Origin of the sequence: Streptomyces viridiviolaceus, from assembly GCF_014650995.1 — a bacterium.
Lineage (GTDB): Bacteria > Actinomycetota > Actinomycetes > Streptomycetales > Streptomycetaceae > Streptomyces > Streptomyces viridiviolaceus.
In genome coordinates, this window is record NZ_BMWA01000001.1 from 424571 (window position 1) to 449720 (window position 25150).

Here is a 25150-nt window from a genome sequence, read left to right on the forward strand (position 1 = left end):
CGCGAGATCAGCGGGGCGCGGGCGCACGCGCTCCCGCACCGGCGAGGGCACGGTCACCCGCGTCCGTCAGCCGACCTGCGCGGCGAACGCCTCGTACGCCCGGTCGTCGAAGAGGACGAACCGGACCTCCTCCATCGAGGTCCCGGCGCTCCGCACCGTCTCGACGGCGATGCGGGCGCCGTCGTCGATCGGCCAGCCGTAGACACCGGTGGAGATGGCGGGGAAGGCGATCGTGCGGGCGCCCAGGTCGTCGGCGACCCGCAGGGACTCGCGGTAGCAGGAGGCCAGCAGGCCGGAACGGTCCTCCGTGGCCGACCAGACCGGGCCCACGGTGTGGATCACCCAGCGGGCGTCCAGGTCGCCCGCCGTGGTGGCGACGGCCTGGCCGGTGGGCAGGCCCTTGCCGACGGGGGTCCCCCCGCTCGAGCGAAGCCGAGAGTGGGGGAGCCCGGCGCGCAGCCTGCGGCACTCGTCGAGGATCGCGGGGCCGCCGCGCCGGTGGATGGCGCCGTCGACGCCGCCTCCGCCGAGGAGGGAGGAGTTGGCCGCGTTGACGATCGCGTCGGCGCTCTCGCGCGTGATGTCGCCCTTGACCAGCGTGATGGTGGTCATGTCTGCCTCAGTCTCCGCCAGACGGCCTTCGCCGCGTTGTGTCCGGACATGCCGTGCACCCCGGGGCCCGGCGGGGTGGCCGAGGAGCAGATGAAGACGGCCGGGTGGGGGGTGGTGTACGGAAACAGGGACAGCTTGGGGCGCAGCAGGACCTGCAGACCGGAGACCGCGCCGGAGGCGATGTCCCCGCCGACGTAGTTGGCGTTGCGGGCGGCGACCTCGGGCGGCCCGGCGGTCGCGCGGGCCAGGACGCGGTCGCGGAAGCCGGGGGCGAAGCGCTCCAGCTGGCGTTCTATGGCGTCGGTGAGGTCACCGGTCCAGCCGCTGGGCACGTGGCCGTACGCCCAGAAGACGTGCTTGCCGGCCGGGGCCCGGGTCGGGTCGGCGACGCTGGGCTGCACGGTGATCAGGAACGGCGGGTCGGGTGCGCGGCCCTCGCGGGAGGCCGCGCGCAGGGCGGCGCCGATCTCCCTGCTGTCGGCGCCGACCTGCACGGTGCTCGCGGCGCGTGCCTCCTGCGCGGTCCAAGGGACCGGGCCGTCCAGCGCGTAGTCGATCTTGAAGACGCCGGGGCCGTACCGGTAGTGCCGGTAGTAGTCGCCGAAGCCGGCGATGCGGGCCAGGGCGGTGGGTGAGGTGTCGAAGACGTACGCGCGCGCGGGCGGCAGGTCGTCGAGGCGCTTGACCTCGAAGTCGGTGTGGACGGTGCCGCCGAGGTCCTTCAGGTGGGCGGCGAGCGCGTCGGAGACGGCCTGGGAGCCGCCGCGGGCCACGGGCCAGCCGCGGGCGTGCGCGGCGAGGGCGAAGACCAGGCCGATGGCGCCGGTGGCGAAGCCGCCGAGCGGCGCCATCACGTGCGCGACGAGGCCGGCGAACAGGGTCTTGGCCTTCTCGTCCCGGAAGCGGCGCGTCAGCCAGGTCGACGGGGGCAGGCCGACGAGGCCGAACCGGGCGAGGGTGACCGGGTCCCGGGGCAGCGCGGTGAGCGGCAGGGACATGAAGTCCCGGGCCAGGGTGTCCCACCTGGCGAGGAAGGGCTCGACCAGCCTGCGGTAGGTGCCCGCGTCGCGCGGTCCGAACGAGGCGGCCGTCGCGCCGACGGACCGGGCCAGCACGGCGGCGGAGCCGTCCGGGAACGGGTGGGCCATGGGCAGCTCGGCGTGCAGCCACTCCAGTCCGTACCGCTCCAGCGGCAGGGCGCGGAAGGCGGGCGAGTTGATGGCGAGCGGGTGCGCGGCGGAGCACGGGTCGTGCCGGAAGCCCGGCAGGGTCAGTTCCTCGGTGCGGGCGCCGCCGCCCACGGTGTCCCGGGCCTCGAAGACGGCGACGGAGAAGCCGCGGCGGGCCAGCTCCACGGCAGCCGTCAGCCCGTTCGGCCCCGCACCCACCACGACCGCATCGAGCATCGACGGCACCTTCGGACCCCTTCGTCAGCCGATGGCCACTGGGGATCAGGATATGCCGGGGCGCCGACACCGTCCGGCCGCGGGTGGCGGGAGGGCGGGCGCCGGGCCCCCGGCGGTCAGGCGCCCTCGCCCGACAGCAGCGCCACCACGCGGCGGGCCGTGGCCGCGTCGCGGGCCGCGGTGAACGGCAGCTCGTTGCCGCCCGTGATGCGGAAGGGCTCGCCGGTGCGGGTCAGGTGGGTGCCGCCCGCCTCCTCGACCAGGAGGAGGCCCGCGGCGTGGTCCCAGGCCGCTTCCCAGGAGAACGCCGTGGCGTCCGACTCGCCGCGGGCGACGGCGAGGTACTCCAGGCCCGCCGAGCCGCAGGGGCGGGGGGCGACGCCCGGGGTGCGCAGGGCGAGCAGGGCCCGCTTCTGCTCGTCCGTCGTGTAGTCCGGGTGGGAGGTGGCGACGTCGAGGTCGCGGCCGGGCTCCGGCGGGCCGGCGAGCAGCCGCTCGCCGTTCAGGAAGGCGCCCTGGTCCCGTACCGCCGTGGCGAGTTGGTCGAGAGCCGGCGCGTAGGTCCAGGAGGCCCGCAGGACTCCGTGGTGGGCGAGCGCGACCAGGGTGCAGAAGCCGGGGTCGCCCTGCACGAACTGCCGTGTCCCGTCGACCGGGTCGACGATCCACACCGGCGCCTCGCCCCGTATCGCCTCGTACGAGGCCGGGTTGGCGTGCACCGCCTCCTCGCCGACCACCACGGAACCGGGCAGCAGGTCCGCCAGGGCCTCGGTCAGGTACTGCTCGGCCTGGCGGTCGGCGTCCGTCACCAGGTCGTGCGGGCCGGCCTTCTGGTCGACCTCGTGTGCCGCGAGCCGGCGCCAGCGCGGCATGATCTCCTGGGCGGCCGCCTTGCGAACGGCTTCCTCCACGCCGTCGGCGTGCCGGGTGAGAAACTCGTCGATGGTTTCGATGTCTTCGATCATGGGTCCATGAGAGCACGCGCCACTGACAATCCCCGCCCGGCCCGTGCACTCCGGGTGGAATCGGCATGAATTCCCGGTTCCGCTGGTCACGGCGCGCGGGACGGCGCCACTGGGCACGGCCGGCGACGCGACAGCGAGTGACCGCGCCAGCGCGTCGGCGCCACACCCCGACGGCGGGCCACCACCCCACAGCGCCGGCACCCGACCGGAACAGCACGTCGGCACCCCTCCACGACAACGGGCCACCACCCCACAGCGCCGACACCCGACCGGGACAGCACGTCGGCACCCTTCCGCGGCGGCGCGTGACCGCGACGGGGGGACGCCGCCACCACATCCTGCGGCAGCGGGACACACGCCACATCCCGCCACAGCGCGACAGCGCCTCGTCGCGTCGGCCGCCGCACCGCCTCAGCGGCCGACCGCGTACCCCTGCATGCCGCGCGGATTGGCCGCCGCCGACAGGATGCCCGTCTCCGGGTCCCGCGCGACCGCGCACAGCCGCCCCTCCGACCAGGCGTCGCCCACGACGACGTCGTGGCCCCGGCGGCGCAGTTCCGCGACGACGGCCGGGTCCGTGCGGGACTCCACGGTCACGCTGCCCGGCCGCATGCCGCGCGGGAAGAAGGAACCGGGGAAGCCGTCGTTGTGCCAGTTCGGGGCGTCGATGGCGCCCTGCAGGTCGAGGCCCCCGCGCACCTTCGCGCGCAGCGCGACGGCCAGGAGGAAGTGCAGCTGCCACTGGTCCTGCTGGTCCCCGCCGGGCGTCCCGAACGCCATGACGGGCACACCGTCGCGCAGGGCGATCGAGGGGGTGAGCGTGGTGCGCGGCCGGCGTCCCGGCGTGAGCGCGTTCGGCAGGCCCTCCTCCAGCCAGGTCATCTGCAGCCGGGTGCCGAGCGGGAAGCCGAGTTCGGGCACGACGGGGTTGGACTGGAGCCAGCCGCCGCTGGGCGTGGCCGCGACCATGTTGCCCCAGCGGTCCACGACGTCGAGGTGGCAGGTGTCCCCGCGGGTGCCCCCGTCGGCGGCGACGTCCGGTTCGCCCGGGACCGGTGACACCGGGCTCTTCGCGACCGTGGGCTCGCCGATGCCCAGGGCGTCGAACCCGGCCCCCTCGACGGCCGCCACGCGCGCGTGGGCACTCAGTCGCGGGGTGCGCCCGCCCGGGCTCCCGGGCCGCAGCTCGTAGGACGCCTTGTCGCCGACGAGCTCCCGCCGCGCCGCGTTGTACTCCGGCGACAGCAGGTCGTCGAGCGGCACCTCGGCCGCGTCCCCGTACCAGGCCTCCCGGTCGGCCATGGCGAGTTTGCAGCCCTCGATCAGCAGGTGGACGTAGTCGGCGGAGCCGTACCGGGGCAGTTCGGGCGGGAGCAGCGCCAGTTGCTGGAGCAGGACGGGGCCCTGGCTCCAGGGGCCGGCCTTGCACACGGTCCAGCCGTTCCAGTCGTACGTGACCGGGCTCTCGTAGGCCGCGGACCAGCCGGCGAGGTCGGCGGCCGTGAGGGTGCCGGCATGGCGCTCGCCGCTGGTGTCCATGGTGGGGCGCCCCGCCTGCCGTACCAGGGCCTCGGCGACGAACCCGGTGCGCCAGACCTCGCGGGCCGCCTCGATCCGGGCCTCCCGGTCCCCCGCACCGGCGACCTCGGCGAGGAGCCGCTTCCAGGTGGCGGCGAGGGCGGGGTTGCGGAAGAGGGTGCCGGGCCTCGGCGGGCGTCCGTCCGGCAGGTAGACCTCCGCGGAGGACGTCCACTCCTTCGCGAACAGCCCCCGCACGGTCTCCACGGTCTCGCAGAAGCGCTCCACGGGCGCGTGGCCGTGCTCGGCGTAGCCGATCGCGTATTTCAGGACGTCGGCGAGGGACTTGGTGCCGTGGTCGCGCAGCAGCAGCATCCAGGCGTCGAAGGCACCGGGCACGGCGGCGGCGAGCGGCCCCGTGCCGGGCACGAGGTCCAGGCCGAGCCCCCGGTAGTGCGCGACGGTCGCGCCCGCCGGTGCGACGCCCTGTCCGCACAGCACCCGCACGTCGCCACCCGCCGGGGCGAGCAGGATCGGCACCTCGCCCGCCGGTCCGTTCAGGTGCGGTTCGACGACGTGCAGCACGAAGGCGCCCGCCACGGCGGCGTCGTAGGCGTTGCCCCCGTCCTCCAGGACGGCCATCGCCGACTGCGAGGCCAGCCAGTGGGTGGAGGACACCATGCCGAAGGTGCCCTGGAGCGTCGGGCGGGTCGTGAACATGCCGGTCTCACCTCGTTGTCGTGCGCGCCACTCGGTCCGGTCGGCCGGCGGGGCCCGTGCCGGGCCGGCTCCCGGGAGTCCGCGCCGGCCAGGCCCCGGGGAGGGTTCGCGCCGGGCACCTGCCGGGAGTCCGCGCCGGGGTCACCGTCGTCCGGTCACCGGCAGGCTACCGATCGTCTCCGGCTCCCCGACAGGTGCCCGAGCACCCCGCCCCTCCGCTGGTCCCCGTCCCGCGTCGGCGCGCGGCCTGCCCGGTCCAACGCGCCGCGCGTCCACGGCTGTTCGCGTGCCCGTGGCCGACCGCACCCCTGCTCCACGCCCCGGCGCCACCTGCCCTGACGATCATGCTCCCGCCCGGTGGCCGTGCGGGGCACCGCGGGGACCGCACGGCCTCAAGTCGCCGCCCTCCCGGTGCCGGTGCCCAGGACCACCGTGCGCCAGGCGCCGTCCAGTCCCGCGGTCCTCCGTCATGAAGGGACTCCACCCGTGGAGATCAGCAGACGCCGCCTGCTCGGCACCGCCGGCGTGACCACCGCCGCTCTCGGCCTGTTCAGCGCGGGCCTGAGCGGCGGCGCCGCCTGGGCCACCCCGCGCTACGCCGACGACCCGTACCGGCTCGGGGTCGCGGCCGGCGACCCGACCGCGGACGGCTTCGTGCTGTGGACCAGGCTGGCACCCGACCCGCTGGCCCTCGACAGCCGGGGCGGCATGCCCGAGCGCAAGGTGTCCGTCGCGTGGCAGGTGGCGACCGACGAGCACTTCCGCCACGTGGTCCGCTCGGGACGCACCTGGGCCGTGCCCGAGCTCGCCCACTCGGTGCACGCCGAGGTCACCGGGCTGAGGCCGGACCGCGAGTACTTCTACCGGTTCCGCACCGGCGGGGCGATCAGCCCGGTCGGCCGCGCCCGCACCGCTCCCGACCCGCGCGGCCACGGCCGCCTCGCCGCCACCAGCTTCGCCTTCGCGTCCTGCCAGTGCTGGTACGAGGGCTTCTACACGGCGTACCGGCACATGGCCGCGGAGGACCTGGACTTCGTCGTGCACCTCGGCGACTACCTCTACGAGAACGGGGTGGGCGCCACCGCCGGCGTGCGCGGCATGACGCTCGACGCCTCCTTCCAGCGCGAGACCTACACCCTGGCCGAGTACCGCAACCGCTACGCCCTCACCAAGCTGGACACCGACCTGCAGGCCGCGCACGCCGCCTTCGCGTGGATCCTCACCTGGGACGACCACGAGATCGAGAACAACTGGGCCGGCGACGTGGCGCAGATCGACGGCGACGGCTTCCCCGACGCGGACACGGCCGCCTTCAAGGCGCGCAAGGCGTCCGCGATGCAGGCCTACTACGAGCACCTCCCGCTGCGTCTGCCGCAGAAGCCCCAGGGCGACCGGGCGCGCATGTACCGGCGGCTCGGCTTCGGTTCCCTGCTGGACCTGCACGTCCTGGACAGCCGCTCCCACCGTGACGACCAGGTCGGCGGGGACGGCACCAAGCCCGGCTTCGACGCGGAGCGGCGCGACCCGTCGCGCACCATGCTCGGCGCGGAGCAGGAGCGGTGGCTGCTGGACGGCGCCGGCCGCTCCCGCGCCACCTGGAACGTGCTCGCCAACCAGACGCTCGTCGCCCAGGTCGACCAGAACCCGGACCCGGAGATCCTCTCCTCCGGGCTGGACATGTGGGACGGCTACACCGCGGCCCGCGACCGGCTGCTCACCGGTTTCCACGAGCGCGGTGTGAACAACCCGGTGGTGCTGACCGGCGACATCCACCGCAGCGTGGTCGCCGACCTCAAGCTGGACTTCGACGATCCCGCCTCCCCGGTCGTCGCGACCGAGTTCGCCGGCACGTCCCTCACCTCCGGCAAGGACGGCGCGGCCATGGACACGGTGGGCCGCAACTGGCTGACGGACGGGGTCAATCCGCACCTCAAGTGGCACAACGCCCAGCGCGGCTACACCCGGATACGGCTGACCCACCGGGAACTGCGCGCGGACTACCGCGTGGTGCCGTACGTGACCTCACCGGGCGCGCCGGTCGAGACGGCCGGGTCCTTCCTGGTGGAGGCCGGCCGCGCCGGAGCCCTACAGCTCTGAGACACATGAGCCGCGGGACGGGTGGAACGGGGTCTGCCGCCCCCGCTCCACCGGTCCCCCCGGATTTCCCCCGGCCTTAATGATCACGACGCCCCGCCGTCGGCGTGCCCTCCTAGCGTTCGCCGACATGACGTCCCAGACCAAGTCCGCGCCCGGCAGATTCGCCACGGCCCTGGCCGCCGCAGGCTCCCTCACGCTGCTGTCCCTCGCCCCGGCCGCCCACGCCGAGACCACCGCCGAACCGGGAGACGTGGTCGTCTCCGAGAACTTCGACTCCGGCTCGATGCCCGCCGGCTGGCGTGCCGTCGACGGAGACTGGCAGGTGGAGGACGGCCGGCTGGTCGGCACGGCGGCCTCCGGGACCAAGAAGCTCACCTTCGGCCCGCACCTGAAGGACTACCGGTTCGAGGCGACCGCGCGCTTCGAGCGCGTCAACGAGGCCACGCGCTGGTTCGCGCTGGGCCTGGACGTGCCCGCCTCCGGCGCCACGCCGTGGTGGATCGCGACGCTGCGCAGCGGCAGCACCGCCTCCAACGGCGTGGAGTTCGCCCAGCTGACCCCGGCCGGCGCGTGGAACGTCACCAACACCGCCTCCGCGCCCTCCGCCGCCGCCACCGGACGGGACGTGAAGGTGCGCATCGAGGTCCACGGCCATCAGGCCGCCTGGTTCCTCGACGGCAAGCAGCTGATGAAGACGAACCAGCTCCAGCGTTCCGCCGACGGTGGCCTCGCCCTGGTCGTGAACGGCGCGCGGGTCTCCTTCGACGACGTGAAGGTGACGGCCCTCGGCCCCAACGGCCACCTGCGTCCCGAAGGCGCCCCGGTCACCGTCATCGCGCACCGCGGGGCCTCGTCCGCGGCCCCCGAGAACACGATGTACGCCCAGGAGGTCGGCCGCCGCGCGGGAGCCGACCTCATCGAGAACGACGTCCAGCTCAGCAAGGACGGCGTGCCCTACCTGATGCACGACAACACCGTCGACCGCACCACCGACGGCACCGGTGACATCACCACGCTCACCTCGGCCCAGCTCGACCGGCTCGACGCCGGGTCCTGGTTCGCCCCGTCGTTCGCCGGCGCGCGCGTTCCCACCCTGGCCCGGCAGCTGGCCGACCTGCGCACCCGCGGCGGTGACCTGCTGCTGGAGGTCAAGCGGGCGCACAGCAGGGAGGAGGTAGCGGCGATGATCGACGTCGTGCGCGCCGAGCGGATGACCGACCGCGTGTTCGTGCAGAGCTTCAGCCGCGACCACCTGCGCTGGGTGCACGAACTGGCGCCGGAGCTGCCGCTGGGCCTGCTGGTCGGCACCCTGGACGCCGACCCCGTGGCGGTCGCCGAGGAGCTGCACCTGTCGTCGTACAACCCGAGCGGCGGCGCCCTCGACACGCGGCCGGGGATCGTCGCCGACCTGCACGAGGCGGGCGTGGCCACAATGGTGTGGACGATCGACTCGGCGGCGCAGTGGAAGCGGTACGACGGCTACGGCGTCGACGCCGTCATCACCAACCGGCCCGCCGAACTCGTCGGCTGGAACCAGGCCCGCGCGCAGGGCGAGACGGTGCCCGCGCCGACCGCGGCGGTCACCTCCCCGGCCGACGGAGCTGTCCTCGACCGCGCCCAGCGCCCGGTGGTCGCCGTGGACACCGAGCACGCGGACGCCGCGAAGACGGAGATCACGGTGGACGGCCGGCCGCACAAGGCCGGGGAGGCGCTCGACCTGACGCGGCTGACCGCCGGTGAGCACACCGTGCGGGTGACCGCGACCGGCGCCTCGGGCAGCGCCGTCGCCACCGCCACTTTCACCGTCGGGGCCGACCGGGCGGGCCTCGGCCACCTGATCCTGACCTCCGGCGGCACGCCGCAGACCGTCGCCGACCTGCTCGGCAGGCTCGCCCGCGGCAAGTACGACCAGCTGGCGAACGCGGCGGTGAAGGCCGGCCGGACCGGCGACCTGCCGGCCGGGGCGGCTGAGCTGATCGCCGCCGACGCCCGGCAGCTCCAGCAGGACGCGGACACGCGCTGACCCCGGGTTCCCGGTCCGGCACGCCCCGGCGGCCCCGTGCCCCCGGTGCCCGGGCCGGGAACACCCCGTTCCTCCCCGTTGTTGCCCGTTCCGTACGGGAACGGAGGCGGATCGGTGCACGGTGAGTACAAGGTCCCCGGCGGCAAGCTCGTCGTCGTGGACGTGGAGGTCGAGGACGGTGTGCTGCGTCACGTGCGCGTGGCGGGCGATTTCTTCCTCGAACCGGACGAGGCGCTCGACGCCGTGAACCGTGCGCTGGAGGGTGCCCCGGCGGACACCGACGCGGCGGGGCTGGCCGCGCGGATCGACGCGGCCCTTCCCGGGGGCACCGTGATGTACGGGCTGACCCCGGAGGGCGTCGGCATCGCCGTGCGCCGGGCGCTCGCCCACGCCACCGACTGGACCGACTACGACTGGCAGCTGATCCACGAGGGTCCGCAGCCCCCCGCCCTGCACATGGCGCTGGACGAGGTGCTGACGGGCGAGGTGGCCGCCGGCCGGCGCCCGCCGACGCTGCGTGTGTGGGAGTGGGGCGCCCCGGCGGTGATCATCGGAAGCTTCCAGTCCCTGCGCAACGAGGTGGACCCCGAGGGCGCCGCCCGCCACGGCATCGAGGTGGTGCGCCGGATCTCCGGCGGCGGCGCCATGTTCGTGGAGCCCGGCAACACGATCACCTACTCGCTCTCCGTACCGGAGGCGTTGGTCCAGGGGCTCTCCTTCCAGGACAGCTACGCCTATCTCGACGACTGGGTGCTCGGCGCGCTCGGCGACATGGGCATCCGGGCCTGGTACCAGCCGCTGAACGACATCGCCACCGACCAGGGCAAGATCGCGGGCGCCGCGCAGAAGCGGATCGTGGGCCACGCCGGCCGTCCCGGTGCCGTGCTGCACCACGTGACCATGTCCTACGACATCGACGCCGAGAAGATGCTGGAAGTGCTGCGCATCGGGCGGGAGAAGCTGTCCGACAAGGGCATCGGGAGCGCGAAGAAGCGCGTGGATCCGCTGCGCCGGCAGACCGGCCTGCCGCGCGAGGCCGTGATCGAGCGGATGATCGCCTCCTTCGGCGGTCGCTACGGGCTGACCCAGGGCAAGGTGACGGACGAGGAGCTGGCGCGGGCGGAGGAACTGGCACGCGCCAAGTTCTCCTCGCCGGAGTGGACCGCCCGGGTGCCGTGACCGCCCCCGCACGCCGGCTATCGGTCGCCGCGCGCCTTGACCAGTCCCGACTCGTAGGCGAACACGACCAGTTGGGCCCGGTCCCGGGCGCCGAGCTTGGTCATGGCCCGGCTGATGTGGGTCTTGGCGGTCAGCGGGCTGATGACCATGTGGGCGGCGATCTCCTCGTTGGTCAGGCCCCGGGCGGCGAGCGCGGTGACCTCGCGTTCGCGGCGGGTGAGGCGGTCCAGGCCGGGGGCCGTCGCCCGGTCGGGGGGACGGGAGACGAACTCGCCGATCAGGGTGCGGGTGACCGACGGCGACAGCAGGGCCTCTCCGCGCGCGACCACCTCGATGGCCTGGAGCAGATCGGCGGGTTCGGTGTCCTTCAGCAGGAACCCGCCTGCGCCCGCCCGCAGGGCCTCGAAGACGTACTCGTCCAGGCCGTAGTTGGTGAGGATGACCACGCGGACGGCTGCCAGCTCCGGGTCGGCCGCGATCCGGCGGGTCGCCTCGATGCCCGACATCACCGGCATCTGCACGTCGATCAGCGCGACGTCGGGTACCTGCTCGCGCACCAGTGCCAGGCCCTGCTCCCCGTCGGCCGCCTCACCGACGACCTCGATGCCGTCCTCGGCGTCGAGGAGCGCCCGGAAACCGGCGCGCATCAGCGCCTGGTCGTCGACGAGCGCGACTCGGATCGTCCCGCTCACGGTGCCTCCCCCAGCGGCAGCCGGGCCCGCACCGAGAACCCGCCCTCCGTGCGCGGGGCGGCGTGCAGGGTGCCGCCGAGGGCCGTGACGCGTTCGCGCATGCCGGTCAGGCCGGTGCCGTGCGCCGGCGGGCGGGCCGGGTCGGCGGCCCCGTCATCGTCCACGCCGATCGTCAACTCCCCCTCGCCGTAGTCGATGCGGACCGTCACCTCGGCCGGTCCGGCGTGCCGCGCCGCGTTGGTGAGGCCCTCCTGGACGATGCGGTAGGCGGCCCGGTGCACCGCGTCCGGCAGGGCGCGCTCGGCGCCGCTGACCGTCAGCTCGACGGCCAGGCCGGCCGCGCGGGCACGCTCCACGAGCAGGGCGGGCGTGCCGGAGGGTTCGTCGGCGCGCAGCACCTGGAGGGCGGAGCGCAGTTCGCGCATCGCCTCGCCGCTCGCCTCCTGGATGGCGAGCAGCGCCGGCGGCACCTCCTCGCCCCGTTTGCGGGCCAGGTGGACGGCGACGCCCGCCTGGAGTTTGACGATGGAGATGCTGTGCGTCAGCGAGTCGTGCAACTCCCGGGCGATGCGCAGGCGTTCCTCCCCGGCCCGGCGCAGGGCGGCCTCCTCCCGGGTGCGCTCCGCCTCCGCGGCGCGCTGCTCGGTCTGGCGCAGATAGGCCTGCCAGTTGCGGTCGGCGAGGCCGGTCACGACCGCGCACAGGAACCAGCCGGCGAGCAGCCCGGCACGCTCGGCCGCCGCCTGGGTCCCGGGGCCCGTCGCCACGTACCCGGCGAGGAACACCGCGCTGCCGGCCGCCGCGACGCCCCGGTGGCCGACGCGGGCCGCGGTGTGCACGGCGCCCAGGACGGGGAGGGCGGACAGTGGCCCCGGGTGGGCGTGCAGGACGTACGCCGTACCGAGGGCGGTGGTGACGGCCAGCACGGCGCGCGGGGCGGTGCGGTGGAAGGCCAGGGGCGCCGAGGCGAGGGCGATGAGCGCGTGGTCGAGCGCGGTCGTGTCGTCGTCGAAGGCGGCGGTGGTCATGACGAGGGCGCCGACGACGACCGCGAGGACCGCGTCGGCGAGCCGCCCGCGTGTGACCTGACGTCCGCTCATGTCCGCACCATAGACGCCTGCGACGGCCGCGGCGTCAGCCCTGTGGACGGATCCCGGAGTACTCCCCGCGAAGTAGTGACCGGCCCGGCCCGGCCCCCTCGGCGCAGCGCGGACCGCATCCGGCCGTACGACGACGGGGAACGTCCCGGCACCGCACGCTGGCGTCCATGACCACATCCTTCCGTCACACCGAACCGCTTCCGCCCAAGGCGGCCACCGGCCGCGTCGCGGAGGTCTACGAGCAGATCGCGCGCGACTTCGGCATCGCCGGGCCGCCCACCTTCGTGGTCCTCTCCTCCGCTCCCGCACTGCTCGCCCCCGCCTGGGCGCTGATGCGGGAGTCCCTGATCGCCGGGCCCGGCAGCCGGACCGGCAAGGAGGTCGCCGCCTTCGGGGTGTCGGCCGCCAACAAGTGCCCGTTCTGCGTGGACGCGCACACCGTGCTGCTGCACGCCACCGGCGACCACGCCCTGGCCGAGCGGCTGGTCCGGGGCCAGGAGCCGGAGGACGCCGGGCACGCGCGCGTGCTCGACTGGGGGCGGCGCACCCGGGTGCCGGGCGCCGCCGGCGAGCCGTACCCGTTCCCCCGCGAGGAGGCTCCCGGTTATCTGGGGACCGCGCTCGCCTTCCACTTCATCAACCGGATCGTGTCGGCGCTGCTGACCGAGAACCTGTTCCCGGCCGACGCGCAGCGCCTGCGCCCGGTGCGCAGCCTGGCGGGCCGTTCGCTGTCACGCGTCGTGCGCCGCCCCGCCGTGCCGGGGGCGTCGCTGGCCCTGCTGGACGAGCCGGGACCGGGTCCCGAGTGGGCGGGCGGGACGGCCGTCGGCCCCGCGTACGCGGCGCTGCGCTCCGCGGCCCTGGCCGGCGGGGGCCTCCTGGACGCCGACGAGCAGGCCCTCGTACGCCGGGCCGTGGGCGCGTGGGACGGGGCCCATCCGCCGCTCGCCCCGGACGGGTTCCCGGACCGGCGTGAGCGGCCCGGCGCGCGGCTGGCGCTGCTGGCCGCGCTCGCGCCGTACCGGATCACGGACGAGGACGTGGCGGCGTGGCGCCGCCCGGAGCACACCGACCACTGCCTGGTGCACCTCGTCGCGTACGGCGCGTTCGCCGCCGTCGACCGCATCGAGACCGCCCTGTCCGCGCGCACCGCCCGGGAGGCATCGTGAGCCGCGCCGCCGACCCCCCTCGTGCGGAGGCCTGGAACGGCCCCGTCGGCAACCACTGGGCCAGGCACCAGGCGCGCTACGACGCGATGCCGGCCGGCGTGAACGGCGCCCTGTTCGACGCCGCGGCCGTCGCGCCCGGCGACCGCGTGCTCGACGTGGGCTGCGGTGCCGGCGCGACGACACGGATCGCGGCCCGGCCGGCCGCGCCGGGGCACGCGGTCGGCGTCGACATCTCGGCGCCGCTGCTGGAGCGCGCCCGCGCGAGCACCGCTGCCGAGGGGGTCGGGAACGCGGCGTACGAGTGCGGCGACGCGCAGGTGCATCCCTTCCCGCCCGCCTGATACGACGTCGTCGTCAGCCGGGGCGGGGTGATGTTCTTCGCCGACCACGCCGCCACGTTCCGCAATCCGGCACGCGCGCTGCGGCCGGGGGGACGGCTGGCGTTCGTCTGCCCGCAGCCGCCGGGTTCGGACTCGGAGGAGGCGCGGGCGCTGGGGGTGTTCGCACGGCTCGTCGACGCCGAGCCCGATCCGGACACGGTGGCCGCGCGGACCGCGATGGCCTCGCTGTCGGACCCGGAGCGCATCCGGGAAGTCCTCGCCCGTTTCGCGGAGGTGACGGTCACTCCGGTCACCACGGAGGCGGTCTGGGGCAAGGACGTCGGGGACGCCGTCGACTTCCTGCTGCCCGCGTCCCTGACGGGGCGGTCTCCGCCGAGCGGCGCGCGGAGTTGGAGGGGGTCCTGCTCCCGTACGCGTCCGACGCGGGGGTGCGGATGCGGGCGGGCGTGTGGCTGGTGACCGCCGTGCGGCCGTGAGGAGTCGGGTACGGCTCCGTCACCGCGTGCGCACGCAGCGAGTTGGCACTTCCGCCCCACAGGGACTCGTGTGACACTGGCGTCCCGTCCGCAGTGCGGACCCCCTCCGCACCGTCCCCCACGAAAAGTGCGCCGTGCGTTCTCTCCCCCTGCCGCTCGCCCTGACCGCGCGCCTGGCCCCGGTCGCCGTGCTCGCCACGGCGGGCTGGGCGCTGTCGTCCGGTCCGGACACGGCCCCGGCCGCCCAGGACAGGAAGCCGCCCGCGACCGGTGACCGGTCCCCCTCCGCCCCGGCGACGCAGGCGGTGACGAAGACGTACGCCGCCGCCCCGGCGCCCTGCGAGAGCCTGGCCGGCAAGACGGTCACGTCGCTCGTGCCGGGCGCCGAGGCGGCCGGCAAGGAAATACCGTCGACCGACACCGAGGTGCGCCGCACCTGCTCCTGGAACGCGCTCAAGGGGTACGACTACCGCTGGCTCGACGTCTCCTTCGAGGTGATGGAGTCGGACGAGGCGGCGCAGAAGTCGTACAAGGAGCGCGTCGCCGACAAGAGCGGCGGGGGCGAGGTCCCGGGGCTCGGGGACGCCGCCTACTCGGTCGTGAACCTCGCCACCGAGGACAAGCAGCAGACGCGTGAGGGCACCGTGGTGGTGCGCGCGTCCAACGCGCTGGTGGTCATCACGTACAACGGCAGCGACTTCGAGAACCGGACGGCGCCCAGTACGGACGAGATCAACAAGGGGGCCATCAAGGCCGCCAAGGAGGCGGTGGCGGCGCTGGAGGGCGGACGGGGCTGACCCCGAGACGCCGATCCGGAATCCCTGGTTCCGTGACATCCGTCACACCACTTACCGATCTATGTGTGCTTCTTAGTAGGACCCTCCACAGCGACATATCGGACTTTGTCCGGCTTGCCGTGCGCGGAGAGCGGGCCGGCTGCGGTGGCGGTCCGGCCCGTGCGGGCTGGTCGTCGGTTGTTCGCGAGCCGGGGGCTTCTGACGAGACGGCAGGAACGGCGAGAGGCCGACGAAGGCGCGTCGGCACGCCCCTCCGTCCGCCGCAAGGGCTCCTCGGGCCTACTAGCCGCATTAGTACTACGGGCCTTTGCCCTGCGTGTCGGCCCGTCCCAAGAATGACCAACCTCAGGATGTCGCAACCGAGTGAGGTCACGCATGGGAAAGCATCGCCACAAGCAGCACTACCGGCGGCCGGTCGTTGCGGCACTCGCCGTGGGCGCCATAGGCATACCCACCGTCGCCATGGCCTGTACCGACTGGCCCGGCGGCGAGGGCCGCGAGCACCGGAGCACCACGGTCGCCGCCGAGGACAGGTGGGGCGACGCCGACTGGTACCGCGAGTGGAGCAGCCAGCAGGGCGGTGAGCCCGAGGCGGCCGCGTCGCGGACGCCGACCGCCACCGCGAGCGCCTCGCCGTCCGGCGCGCCGAAGCACAGGGGCGGCACGCCGTCCCACAAGCCGAAGACGACGGCCCCCAGGACCACCGCCCCCACGCCCGAGGCCGCCGCCTCCAAGCCCGCCGCGGGTGCCTCCAAGCCCACCGCGGGTGCCTCCCGCCCCACCGCGAAGCCTGCCCCCTCCGGCTCCGCGACCCCCTCCTCCCCGAGCACCCCGACGGCCGCCGCTCCCGCCTCCGGAGCCGTCGCGAAGGTCGTGGAGCTCGTCAACGCCGAGCGCAGCAAGGCCGGTTGCTCCCCGGTGACGGTGAACGCCACCCTGACCAAGGCCGCGCAGGCGCACAGCGAGGACATGGCGGCCCACCGCAACATGTCGCACTCCGGCTCGGACGGCTCCTCCCCCGCCGACCGCATCACGAGCGCCGGTTACAACTGGAGGACCTACGGCGAGAACGTCGCCTACGGCTACGAAACGCCCGAAAAGGTGATGGCGGGCTGGATGTCCAGCCCCGGCCACCGGGAGAACATCCTCAACTGCGAGTTCAAGGAGATCGGCGTCGGTCTCGCGCAGCCCGACTCCTACTGGACCCAGGACTTCGGCACGGCCCGGTAGGCAGGTGGGGCCGCAGGCGCGCTCACGTGCGCCTGCGGCCCGCCGTCAGCGCGACGTACACGACGAGCGACGCCGCCAGCCCCACGGCCCAGCCGTAGTCCGCGAGGGGCTCGAGGAAGGGGATCAGCCCGTCCTCGGGGAACGGCCCCTTGCCCGGGGCCGAGTGGGAGCCGCCGACCGCGAGCACACCGCCGACCACGAAGGCGGCCACGGCGCGCAGGTTCCAGCCGGACGTGTACCAGTACCGTCCGCCGGGCGTGTACAGGGCGGGCAGGTCCAGGGCGGTGCGGCGGATCAACCAGTAGTCGGCGATGAGGATGCCGGCCACGGTGCCGAGGAGCCCGCCGACCAGGCCGAGCCAGGTGAAGATGTACAGCTCGGGGGTCTCGGTCAGCTTCCACGGCATGATCAGCACGCCGACCACGCCCGTGATCAGCGCACCGGTGCGGAAGTTGATCAGTCGCGGCGCCAGGTTCGCCAGGTCGTACGCCGGTGAGACGACGTTCGCCGCGATGTTCACCGAGATGGTGGCGACGAGCACCGTCACGAGGGCGAAGAGAAGTCCGAAGACGTTGTCGGTCCTGGCGGCGAGCGCGACCGGGTCCCACACCGCGGCCCCGTACACCGCCTGCGAGCCGGAGGTGACGAACACCGACAGCAGCGCGAACAGCGTCATGGTGGTGGGCAGCCCGAGCGTCTGGCCCCAGACCTGGGCGCGCTGGCCCGCGCCGAAGCGGGTGAAGTCGGGGATGTTCAGGCTCAGGGTCGACCAGAAGGCGATCATCCCCATGAGCGACGGGAAGAACACCGGCCAGAAGTCCGCGCCCCAGCCGAGTTTCGACGGCTGGTCGAGCAGCGGTCCGAGGCCGCCGGCCTTGTTCGCGATCCACGCCAGCAGCACCAGCGCGCCGACGATGACGAACGGCGCGGCCCAGTTCTCGAACCGGCGCAGCGCCTCCATCCCCCGGTAGATGATGGCCAGTTCGAGGGCCCAGAACGCGACGAAGCACACCCACAGCGTCCAGGGCTGGCCGCCGACCTCCGACGCCTCGGCCCAGCCGCCGAACAGTTTGCCGAGCAGCACGAAGATGCCCTGGCCGCCGATCCAGGTCTGGATGCCGAACCAGGCGCACGCCACCCCGGCCCGGATCATCGCCGGCAGGTTGGCGCCGCGCAGCCCGAACGAGGCGCGGGCCAGCACCGGGAACGGGATGCCGTACTTGGGGCCGGCGTGGCCGGTCAGCAGCATCGGCGCGAGCACGATCACATTGGCGAGCGCGATGGTGAACACGGCCTGCTTCCAGTCCATGCCGAGCGCGACGAGTCCGGAGGCCAGGAGCCAGGAGGGGATGTTGTGGGCCATCCCCACCCACAGCGCAGCGAAGTTGTACGTCGTCCAGCGGCGGCGGGCCAGCGGGACGGGCAGCAGGTCGTCGTTGACGAAGCGGTGGTCGGTGAGGACGGTGCCGGGCGGGAGCTCGACGCGTCCCGCCGGGTCGGGTATGGGGCCGTCGGAGGGCATGGGCGGGACGGTCGCGGTCATGGGCGTGGCCCTTCGGCAGAGGGATCCGGTCAGCGGTCGAGTGCCGGGATGATCTCCGCGCCGTACGCGTCGATCGTCGTTTCCTGCGCGTCGTGCATGTCGTACACGGCGAACTGGTCGACGCCCAGCTCGCGCAGTGCCCTCAGCTTCTCGATGTGTGCCTCGACCGGGCCGAGCAGGCAGAACCGGTCGACGATCTCGTCGGGAACGAAGTCCGTGGACGGGTTGCCGGCCCGCCCGTGGTGGCTGTAGTCGTAGCCGTGCCGTCCCTTGATGTACGCCGTGAGGGCCTCGGGGACCATGCCCGAGTGTTCGCCGTAGCGGGAGACGAGGTCGGCGACGTGGTTGCCGACCATGCCGCCGAACCAACGGCACTGCTCGCGTGCGTGCGCCAGATCGTCACCGACGTACGCCGGGGCGGCGACGCAGATGGTGACGGAGGCGGGATCGCGGCCCGCCTCCGCGGCCGCGTCGCGCACCGCCTTCACCATCCACTCGGTCAGGTACGGGTCGGCGAGCTGGAGGATGAAGCCGTCGGCCTTCTGCCCGGCGAGGGCGAGCGCCTTCGGCCCGTACGCCGCCATCCAGACGGGCAGGTTCCCGTCCTTCACCCACGGGATCCGCAGCGGCTGCCCGTCGACCTCGGCCTCGCGCCCCTCGGCGAGGTCGCGGATCGCGTCGATCGCCTGGCCCAGGCGGGCGAGGGTGTTGGGCTTGCGGCCGGCGACGCGCATGGCGGAGTCGCCGCGGCCGATGCCGCACACGGTCCGGTTGCCGAACATGTCGTTGAGGGTGGCGAAGGTGGAGGCGGTCACCTCCCAGGTGCGGGTGCCCGGGTTGGTGACCATCGGGCCGACCCTCAGTGTCGTGGTGTTGGCCAGGATCTGGCTGTAGATCACGAACGGCTCCTGCCACAGCACGGCGGAGTCGAAGGTCCAGCCGTACCGGAAGCCGTTGCGTTCGGCCCGTTGCATCAGGCTGACGACACGGGAGGCCGGCGGGTCGGTCTGCAGGACGAGTCCGAAGTCCATCTGCACCGCTCCTAGGTGAGGTACTGACAGGTGGAGCGCGGGGTGTAGACGCCGTGACCCGCGCGTCCGGTGTACTCCCGCTCGGTGATCACCGGCTCGCCGCGCGAGAACACGGTCTCGACGCGGCCGGTGACGCGTTTGCCCTCGTACGCCGAGTAGTCGACGTTCATGTGGTGGGTCTCGGCGGAGATGACCTGCTCCGCGTGCGGGTCGTAGATCACGACGTCGGCGTCGGCGCCCGGCGCGATGGTGCCCTTCTTCGGGTACAGGCCGAACATGCGGGCCGGGGTGGCGCAGGCGATCTCGATCCAGCGGCGGCGGGTGATGTGCCCGTCGACGACGGCCTGGTGGAGCAGGTCCATGCGGTTCTCGACGCCCGGCATGCCGTTGGGGATCTTGGAGAAGTCGCCGCGGCCCAGCTCCTTCTGGCCCGTGAAACAGAAGGGGCAGTGGTCGGTGGAGACGACCTGGAGGTCGTTGGACCTGAGGCCCTTCCACAGCGCCGCCTGGTGCTCGCGCGGGCGCAGCGGCGTGCTGCACACGTACTTGGCGCCCTCGAAGTCGGGCTCGGCGAGGTTGTCGGTGGACAGGAACAGGTACTGCGGGCAGGTCTCGCCGAAGACGTTCAGCCCGTCGTCGCGGGCCCGGGTCAGCTCGGCGACCGCTTCCCGCGCGGAGACGTGCACGACGTACAGCGGGGCCCCGGCCACCTGGGCGAGCCGGATGGCGCGGTGGGTGGCCTCGGCTTCCAGCAGGGCCTTGCGGACCTCGCCGTGGTGGCGCGGGTCGGTCTCGCCCCGGGCCAGCGCCTGCTCGACGAGGACGTCGATCGCGATGCCGTTCTCGGCGTGCATCATGATCAGCCCGCCGTTCTCGGCGGCGCGCTGCATGGCCCGCAGGATCTGGCCGTCGTCGCTGTAGAAGACGCCCGGATAGGCCATGAACTGCTTGAAGGAGGTCACGCCCTCCTCGACCAGCAGGTCCATCTCCTTCAGCGTCTCCTGGTTCACGTCGGAGACGATCATGTGGAAGCCGTAGTCGATGGCGCAGTTGCCCTCGGCCTTGGCGTGCCAGGCGTCCAGGCCCTCGCGCAGGGAGTGGCCGACGCTCTGGACCGCGAAGTCGACGATCGTGGTCGTACCGCCCCAGGCGGCCGCACGGGTGCCGGTCTCGAAGGTGTCCGAGGCGAAGGTGCCGCCGAACGGCATCTCCATGTGGGTGTGTCCGTCGACGCCGCCCGGGATGACGTACTTGCCGGTGGCGTCGACGACCCGCTCGGCCGCGAACGCCCCGGCGGCCGGGGTGCCGGTCGCGGCCAGCGCGGCGATGCGGCCGTCCTCGATCAGGACGTCGGCGTGGATCTCGTCGGACGCGGTGACGACGAGGCCACCGCGGATGACGGTACGGCTGCTCATGCTGTTCCCTCCTGTCAGGGCGCGGTCAGCGGCGCGTAGGCGCCCGGTGCCCGGTCGCGGTAGAACTGCCAGCGGTCGCGGACCTCGCGCAGCTTGGCCATGTCGAGGTCCCTGACGACGAGTTCGGTCTCCTTGTCGCTCGCGACCTCGCCGACGAACTGCGCCTCCGGGTCGACGAAGTACGAGGTCCCGTAGAAGTCGTTGTCCCCGTACTCCTCCACGCCGACCCGGTTGATGGCGCCGACGAAGTACTCGTTGGCGACGGCCGCCGCCGGCTGCTCCAGTTGCCACAGGTATCCCGACAGGCCGCGCGAGGTCGCCGACGGGTTGAAGACGACCTCGGCGCCCGCGAGGCCGAGCGCCCGCCAGCCCTCGGGGAAGTGCCGGTCGTAGCAGATGTAGACGCCGATCTTCCCGACGGCCGTGTCGAAGACCGGCCAGCCGCTGTTGCCGGGCCGGAAGTAGAACTTCTCCCAGAAGCCGTGGACCTGCGGCAGGTGGGTCTTGCGGTACTTGCCGAGGTAGGAGCCGTCCGCGTCGATCACGGCGGCCGTGTTGTAGAGGACGCCGGGCTGTTCCTGCTCGTACATCGGCAGCACCAGGACGATGCCGTGCTCGCGGGCGAGCCGCCGGAAGCGCTCGACGACCGGGCCGTCGGGGATGCGCTCGGCGTACGCGTAGAACTGGGGGTCCTGCACCTGGCAGAAGTACGGGCCGTAGAACAGCTCCTGGAAGCAGAGGACCCCGGCGCCCTGGGCGGCGGCGTCGCGCACGGCCTGCTCGTGGACCCGGATCATCGATTCCTTGTCGCCGGTCCAGGCGGTCTGGAAGAGGGCGGCACGGATCACTCGGCTCATCGTCAGCCTCCACTCGCTGGGTGTGGGCCGAGCGTAGGAAGTCCCGGTGGCCGGATTGAGTGGCACGGTGTCACGTCTGCGGGCGTGCGGCGTGCCACGGTGTCACTGCGGTCCTGGTCCATGGGTCATCCCCGTTGTGCGTCGTGGGCGAGGAGTGCGATGTGCACGGACGCGGCCTGCTCGAAGTCGTCGAGGTCGACGCCGAGCCGGCCCTGTATCGCCTCCAGGCGGCGGTAGAGGGCGGGCCGGGACACGTGGTGGAGCTGGGCGGTGCGGGACTTGTTGCGGCCGGTGGCGAGGTAGGTCCGCAGCACGGACAGCAGGTCGTCGTCGGGGCCCCGCAGCAGGCCGTCCAGCTCGCGTTCGGCGAAGGACTGCACGTGCGGGTCGTCGCGCAGCAACCGGACGAGGCCGCGCAGGTGGATGTCCCGCAGGCGTACGACGGGCGGCAGGTCCAGGGCGGCCGAGGAGCCGGCGACGGCGTCGGCGACGTGCCGGGCCTCGCGCAGGCCGGCGGGCACGTCGTCCCAGCCGGCGCGGGCGTCGGCCGCGGCCACCACGGTGGAGGACGCCCCCGGCTCCGACCGCAGCCGGGCCGCGAAGTGGGCGGTCAGTGCCCGGTCGTCCTGGTCGGGGGCGAGACTGAGCAGTACGGCGGTGGTGCCGTCGGCGAGTTCCGCGACGATCCCCGGCAGGCCCAGCAGCCGCAGCACCCGGTCCGGGCGGGCGGGACCCGGATCGCGGACGACCAGGGGAACGAAGGTGCGCCGGCCCACGGGCAGGCCCGCCGCCCGGGCCCGGGGCAGCAGTTGCCGTGCCGGTACGGCGCCGCCGATCAGGTCGGTGAGCAGGCTCCGCGTGGCCTGCCGCTCCCAGGACTGCGCCTCGTGGCCGCCGAGCATGCGGTGCAGGACGAGCGCTTCGGCGGCGCGGTCGGCGAGCAGCCGCCCGGTGGCCCGGTCGCCGCGGTAGCCGCAGAGCACCAGCCGCCCCCAGCGCTCGCCGCGGCAGCTGAGCTCGGCGCGGATCCAGCCGTCGCCCGGCCCGGCCCCGGCCTGGCGGGCGATGCGCTCCCAGTCGCGCAGCACGTCGTCCACGGCGGCCCGCTCCCCCGCCGTGGCCAGGACACGGTGGGCGAGATTGGTGACGACGACCGGGCAGCCGCCGTGCCGGGCCACCTCGTCGAGCAGCCGCTGCACCGGGGCGCCGGCGGTGATCAGTCCGGTCAGCTCGGTGCGCACGGCCTCGGAGAGGCTGACGGCGGCGAACTTGCGCCGCAGCAGCCGGGACTGCACCTCCTCGGTCAGCTCGGCGAACGGGAACGGGCGGTGCAGGACCACCATGGGCAGCCCGCACCGCTCGGCCGTGCGGCACATCACGTCGGGCGGGCTGGGGAAGGCGCGGCCGAGCCCGAGGACGACGGCCGCGGCCTCCGCGCGGTGCAGGGAGCGGATGTACTCGGTCTGCTTGCCGTCGTCGCCGGCGAGCAGCACCCCGGTGGTGAGCACCATCTCGCCGCCGCTGAGCATCACGCCGACGTCGGCGGCCTCGGCGACGTGCACCCAGCGCACGGGCCGGTCGAGCCGGCCGGCCCCGGCCACCACCTCGGGCTCCCCGGCCAGCACCCGCTCCAGAGCGAGGACCTGGCGGACCGACAGGGCGGGCTCCCAGGGCTGCTTCCAGGTGGTGGTCATGGCGGCGGTCCCTCCGCTCGGTGCGCGGCCGTCAGATGCTCCGCAGAGCGCGTTCCAGGATCGCGGCGCCCTCCTCGGCCTCCGCGACGGTGAGGGACAGCGGCGGCGCGATACGCAGGGCGCTGGTGCTGTGGCCGCCGCCCTTGCCGATCAGCAGCCCGCCCGCGCGGGCGTCCTCCAGTACGGCGGACGCCGCCTGCGGGTCGGCCTCGTCGGTGCCGGGTCTGGTCAGCTCGATGCCGATCATCAGGCCTCGTCCGCGCACCTCCCGTACGTGCGGCACCTGGGCGGCGACCGCCCGCAGCCGCTCGATGAGCATCCCGCCGACCCGCCGGGCGTTGCCCTGGAGGTCGTGCTCCAGCAGGTGGTTGAGGTTGGCGAGGCCGGCCGCCATGGTGACCTGGGTGCCGCCGAAGGTGGAGATGCTGTTGGCGTCCAGGCAGTTCATGACCTCCGCGCGGGCGATGACACCCCCGATGGACATGCCGTTGCCGATGCCCTTGGCGAAGGTCACGATGTCCGGCGGGCCGCTGCGGCCGTGGGCCTGCCAGCCCCAGAAGTGGTCGCCGGTGCGGCCCCAGCCGGTCTGCACCTCGTCGGCGATCCACAGGATGCCCCGCTCGTGCAGCACCTCGCGGAACGCGGCGTACAGGCCGTCCGGCGGGGAGGTGAAGCCGCCGACGCCCTGGATCGGCTCGGCGATCAGCGCGGCCGGCGCGCGGGTGTGGCCGAGCAGGTCCTCGAGGTCGTCGACGCAGGCCGCGACGAAGTCACGGTCGTCCAGGTGGGCGTAGGGTCCGCGGGTGCGGACGCCGCCGTGGACGTAGAGCGTCTGGAGCGGGGACAGGGAGGTCGGGGACCAGCCGCGGTTGCCGGTGATGCCGACGGCGCTGAAGGAACGGCCGTGGTAGCTGTTGCGCATGGCCAGGACGGTGTTGCTGCGCCGGTAGGCCGTCGCCAGCAGCAGGGCGGTGTCGTTGGCCTCGGTGCCGGAGGTGGTGAAGAAGACGCGGGCGTCGGGGATGCCGGACAACTGGGCGATGCGTTCGGCGAGTTCGACCATCGGCCGGTTGAGGTAAAGGGTCGAGGAGTGGATGATCCGCCCGGCCTGCTCGCTCACCGCCTTGGTCACCTCGGGCAGGGCGTGCGCGGTCATCGTGGTGAGGATGCCGCCGAAGAAGTCGAGGTACTTGTTGCCCGCGGCGTCCCAGACGTGGCGGCCCTCGCCGTGCGTGATCTCCAGCGGGTCCTCGTAGTACAGGGCGAGCCAGTCGGGCAGGACCGAGCGATGCCGGCCGAGCAGGTCCTTCGTCACGGGCGCACCAGCCCTTCGTAGGCGTCGGGACGGCGGTCGCGGTAGAAGGCCCACTGCTGCCGCACTTCCTCGATGAGGTCGAAGTCCAGGTCGCGGACGAGCAGTTCCTCCTTGGTGTCGCTGGCGAGGTCGCCGACGAACTGTCCGCGCGGGTCGACGAAGTACGACGTCCCGTAGAAGTCGTTGTCGCCGTACTCCTCCTGCCCGACGCGGTTGATCGCGGCGACGAAGTACTCGTTGGCGACGGCCGCCGCGGGCTGCTCCAGGCGCCACAGGTGGGCGGACAGACCCCGGTGGGTGGCGGACGGGTTGTACACGAGCTGGGCGCCGCCGAGCCCGAGTTGACGCCAGCCCTCCGGGAAGTGCCGGTCGTAGCAGATGTAGACGCCGACCTTGCCGACGGCCGTGTCGAAGACGGGCCAGCCGAGGTTTCCGGGCCGGAAGTAGTACTTCTCCCAGAAGCCCTTGACCTGCGGGATGTGGTGCTTGCGGTACGTGCCGAGGACGGTGCCGTCGGCGTCGATCACGGCGGCGGTGTTGTAGTAGAAGCCCGACTGCTCGACCTCGAACACGGGGACGACGACCACCATGCCGGTCTCGCGCGCGAGTGCCTGCATGCGGCGGGTGGTCGGCCCGTCGGGCACGGGCTCGGCCCAGCGGTAGTGCTCCGGCTCCTGGACCTGGCAGAAGTAGGGTGCGTTGAAGACTTCCTGGAACCCGATGATCCTCGCGCCCTGCCTGGCCGCCTCGCGGGCGTGCTCCTCGTGTTTCGCCACCATGGACTCGGTGTCGCCGGTCCAGGTCGCCTGGACCAGAGCGGCACGTACGACGTTGGCCATGAGCTGCTCCTTCGACGGGACGTCAGAGCCTCTACGCCCGTAGAAGCGGGTCGTAGAGGGTCGAAAGTAAGCCTCCCGGACGGGCTTGCCAAGACCATCGTCGCCGAGCCGGGGTGTCGATGCCGTTTCGC

At 73.5% G+C, this 25150-nt stretch carries 21 protein-coding genes; 8 read left to right on the forward strand and 13 right to left on the reverse strand.

What is annotated here, in order from left to right; translation table 11 throughout:
- Nucleotides 1-66: 66 nt before the first annotated feature.
- From IE260_RS01735 to IE260_RS01750, 4 genes are all read right to left on the reverse strand, one after another.
- Nucleotides 67-612 carry an O-acetyl-ADP-ribose deacetylase gene (locus IE260_RS01735; RefSeq protein ID WP_189868603.1) on the reverse strand — a complete coding sequence of 182 codons (546 nt, stop codon included), beginning with the start codon at nucleotides 610-612 and terminating at the stop codon, nucleotides 67-69.
- A complete protein-coding gene (locus tag IE260_RS01740; RefSeq protein WP_189868604.1) occupies nucleotides 609-2018 on the reverse strand; it encodes a phytoene desaturase family protein in 1410 nt (469 codons plus the stop codon). The genes IE260_RS01735 and IE260_RS01740 overlap by 4 nt, the downstream gene beginning before the upstream one ends.
- 116 nt (nucleotides 2019-2134) lie before the next feature.
- On the reverse strand, nucleotides 2135-2983 hold the full coding sequence (locus tag IE260_RS01745; protein ID WP_189868605.1) for an inositol monophosphatase family protein: 849 nt from the start codon (nucleotides 2981-2983) through the stop codon (nucleotides 2135-2137).
- Nucleotides 2984-3394: 411 nt separating this feature from the next.
- Nucleotides 3395-5221 carry a gamma-glutamyltransferase family protein gene (locus tag IE260_RS01750; RefSeq protein WP_189868606.1) on the reverse strand — a complete coding sequence of 609 codons (1827 nt, stop codon included), beginning with the start codon at nucleotides 5219-5221 and terminating at the stop codon, nucleotides 3395-3397.
- Between the two features lie 486 nt (nucleotides 5222-5707).
- On the opposite strand from IE260_RS01750, the gene IE260_RS01755 reads away from it, so the two are divergent.
- The 3 genes from IE260_RS01755 to lplAB all read left to right on the forward strand — a co-directional run bounded on the left by IE260_RS01755 (nucleotide 5708) and on the right by lplAB (nucleotide 10520).
- Nucleotides 5708-7318 (forward strand): alkaline phosphatase D family protein, encoded by a 1611-nt coding sequence (locus IE260_RS01755; protein ID WP_189868607.1) that lies wholly within the window; start codon nucleotides 5708-5710, stop codon nucleotides 7316-7318.
- Between the two features lie 127 nt (nucleotides 7319-7445).
- Nucleotides 7446-9341: a glycerophosphodiester phosphodiesterase family protein gene (locus IE260_RS01760; protein WP_189868608.1), complete on the forward strand. Its 1896-nt coding sequence runs from the start codon at nucleotides 7446-7448 to the stop codon at nucleotides 9339-9341.
- 114 nt (nucleotides 9342-9455) lie between these two features.
- Nucleotides 9456-10520, forward strand: a complete 1065-nt coding sequence (gene lplAB / locus IE260_RS01765) for a lipoate-protein ligase LplAB (protein ID WP_189868609.1) — start codon at nucleotides 9456-9458, stop codon at nucleotides 10518-10520.
- A gap of 17 nt (nucleotides 10521-10537) precedes the next feature.
- On the opposite strand, the gene IE260_RS01770 is transcribed toward lplAB, so the two are convergent.
- Complete coding sequence (locus IE260_RS01770) at nucleotides 10538-11167, reverse strand: response regulator (RefSeq protein ID WP_229880360.1); 630 nt, start codon at nucleotides 11165-11167, stop codon at nucleotides 10538-10540.
- 41 nt (nucleotides 11168-11208) lie between these two features.
- Nucleotides 11209-12312 carry a sensor histidine kinase gene (locus tag IE260_RS01775; RefSeq protein WP_189868611.1) on the reverse strand — a complete coding sequence of 368 codons (1104 nt, stop codon included), beginning with the start codon at nucleotides 12310-12312 and terminating at the stop codon, nucleotides 11209-11211.
- Nucleotides 12313-12479: 167 nt separating this feature from the next.
- Here IE260_RS01775 and IE260_RS01780 point away from each other — a divergent pair, with 167 nt between their 5' ends.
- The 5 genes from IE260_RS01780 to IE260_RS01795 all read left to right on the forward strand — a co-directional run bounded on the left by IE260_RS01780 (nucleotide 12480) and on the right by IE260_RS01795 (nucleotide 16325).
- Nucleotides 12480-13481: a carboxymuconolactone decarboxylase family protein gene (locus tag IE260_RS01780; RefSeq protein WP_189868612.1), complete on the forward strand. Its 1002-nt coding sequence runs from the start codon at nucleotides 12480-12482 to the stop codon at nucleotides 13479-13481.
- On the forward strand, nucleotides 13478-13822 hold the full coding sequence (locus tag IE260_RS41405) for a class I SAM-dependent methyltransferase (RefSeq protein ID WP_229880330.1): 345 nt from the start codon (nucleotides 13478-13480) through the stop codon (nucleotides 13820-13822). The genes IE260_RS01780 and IE260_RS41405 overlap by 4 nt, the downstream gene beginning before the upstream one ends.
- A gap of 30 nt (nucleotides 13823-13852) precedes the next feature.
- Nucleotides 13853-14281: a hypothetical protein gene (locus IE260_RS41410; RefSeq protein ID WP_229880332.1), complete on the forward strand. Its 429-nt coding sequence runs from the start codon at nucleotides 13853-13855 to the stop codon at nucleotides 14279-14281.
- A 151-nt stretch (nucleotides 14282-14432) separates the two neighbouring features.
- Nucleotides 14433-15095: a hypothetical protein gene (locus IE260_RS01790; protein WP_189868613.1), complete on the forward strand. Its 663-nt coding sequence runs from the start codon at nucleotides 14433-14435 to the stop codon at nucleotides 15093-15095.
- A gap of 375 nt (nucleotides 15096-15470) precedes the next feature.
- Nucleotides 15471-16325, forward strand: a complete 855-nt coding sequence (locus IE260_RS01795) for a CAP domain-containing protein (protein WP_189868614.1) — start codon at nucleotides 15471-15473, stop codon at nucleotides 16323-16325.
- A gap of 22 nt (nucleotides 16326-16347) precedes the next feature.
- On the opposite strand, the gene IE260_RS01800 is transcribed toward IE260_RS01795, so the two are convergent.
- The 7 genes from IE260_RS01800 to IE260_RS01830 form a co-directional block, all read right to left on the reverse strand.
- On the reverse strand, nucleotides 16348-17868 hold the full coding sequence (locus IE260_RS01800) for an NCS1 family nucleobase:cation symporter-1 (protein ID WP_189868615.1): 1521 nt from the start codon (nucleotides 17866-17868) through the stop codon (nucleotides 16348-16350).
- 29 nt (nucleotides 17869-17897) lie between these two features.
- The gene (locus tag IE260_RS01805) at nucleotides 17898-18899 is read right to left on the reverse strand and encodes a TIGR03842 family LLM class F420-dependent oxidoreductase (protein ID WP_189868616.1); all 1002 of its coding nucleotides are present in this window, start codon (nucleotides 18897-18899) and stop codon (nucleotides 17898-17900) included.
- 11 nt (nucleotides 18900-18910) lie between these two features.
- On the reverse strand, nucleotides 18911-20314 hold the full coding sequence (gene hydA, locus IE260_RS01810; RefSeq protein ID WP_189868617.1) for a dihydropyrimidinase: 1404 nt from the start codon (nucleotides 20312-20314) through the stop codon (nucleotides 18911-18913).
- 14 nt (nucleotides 20315-20328) lie between these two features.
- The gene (locus IE260_RS01815; protein ID WP_189868618.1) at nucleotides 20329-21171 is read right to left on the reverse strand and encodes a nitrilase-related carbon-nitrogen hydrolase; all 843 of its coding nucleotides are present in this window, start codon (nucleotides 21169-21171) and stop codon (nucleotides 20329-20331) included.
- 125 nt (nucleotides 21172-21296) lie between these two features.
- Complete coding sequence (locus IE260_RS01820) at nucleotides 21297-22865, reverse strand: PucR family transcriptional regulator (RefSeq protein ID WP_189868619.1); 1569 nt, start codon at nucleotides 22863-22865, stop codon at nucleotides 21297-21299.
- 31 nt (nucleotides 22866-22896) lie between these two features.
- Nucleotides 22897-24180: an aspartate aminotransferase family protein gene (locus IE260_RS01825; RefSeq protein ID WP_189868620.1), complete on the reverse strand. Its 1284-nt coding sequence runs from the start codon at nucleotides 24178-24180 to the stop codon at nucleotides 22897-22899.
- Entirely contained in the window at nucleotides 24177-25019 is an 843-nt protein-coding gene (locus IE260_RS01830) for a nitrilase-related carbon-nitrogen hydrolase (protein ID WP_189868621.1), read from the reverse strand. The genes IE260_RS01825 and IE260_RS01830 overlap by 4 nt, the downstream gene beginning before the upstream one ends.
- Between the last annotated feature and the right edge of the window lie 131 nt (nucleotides 25020-25150).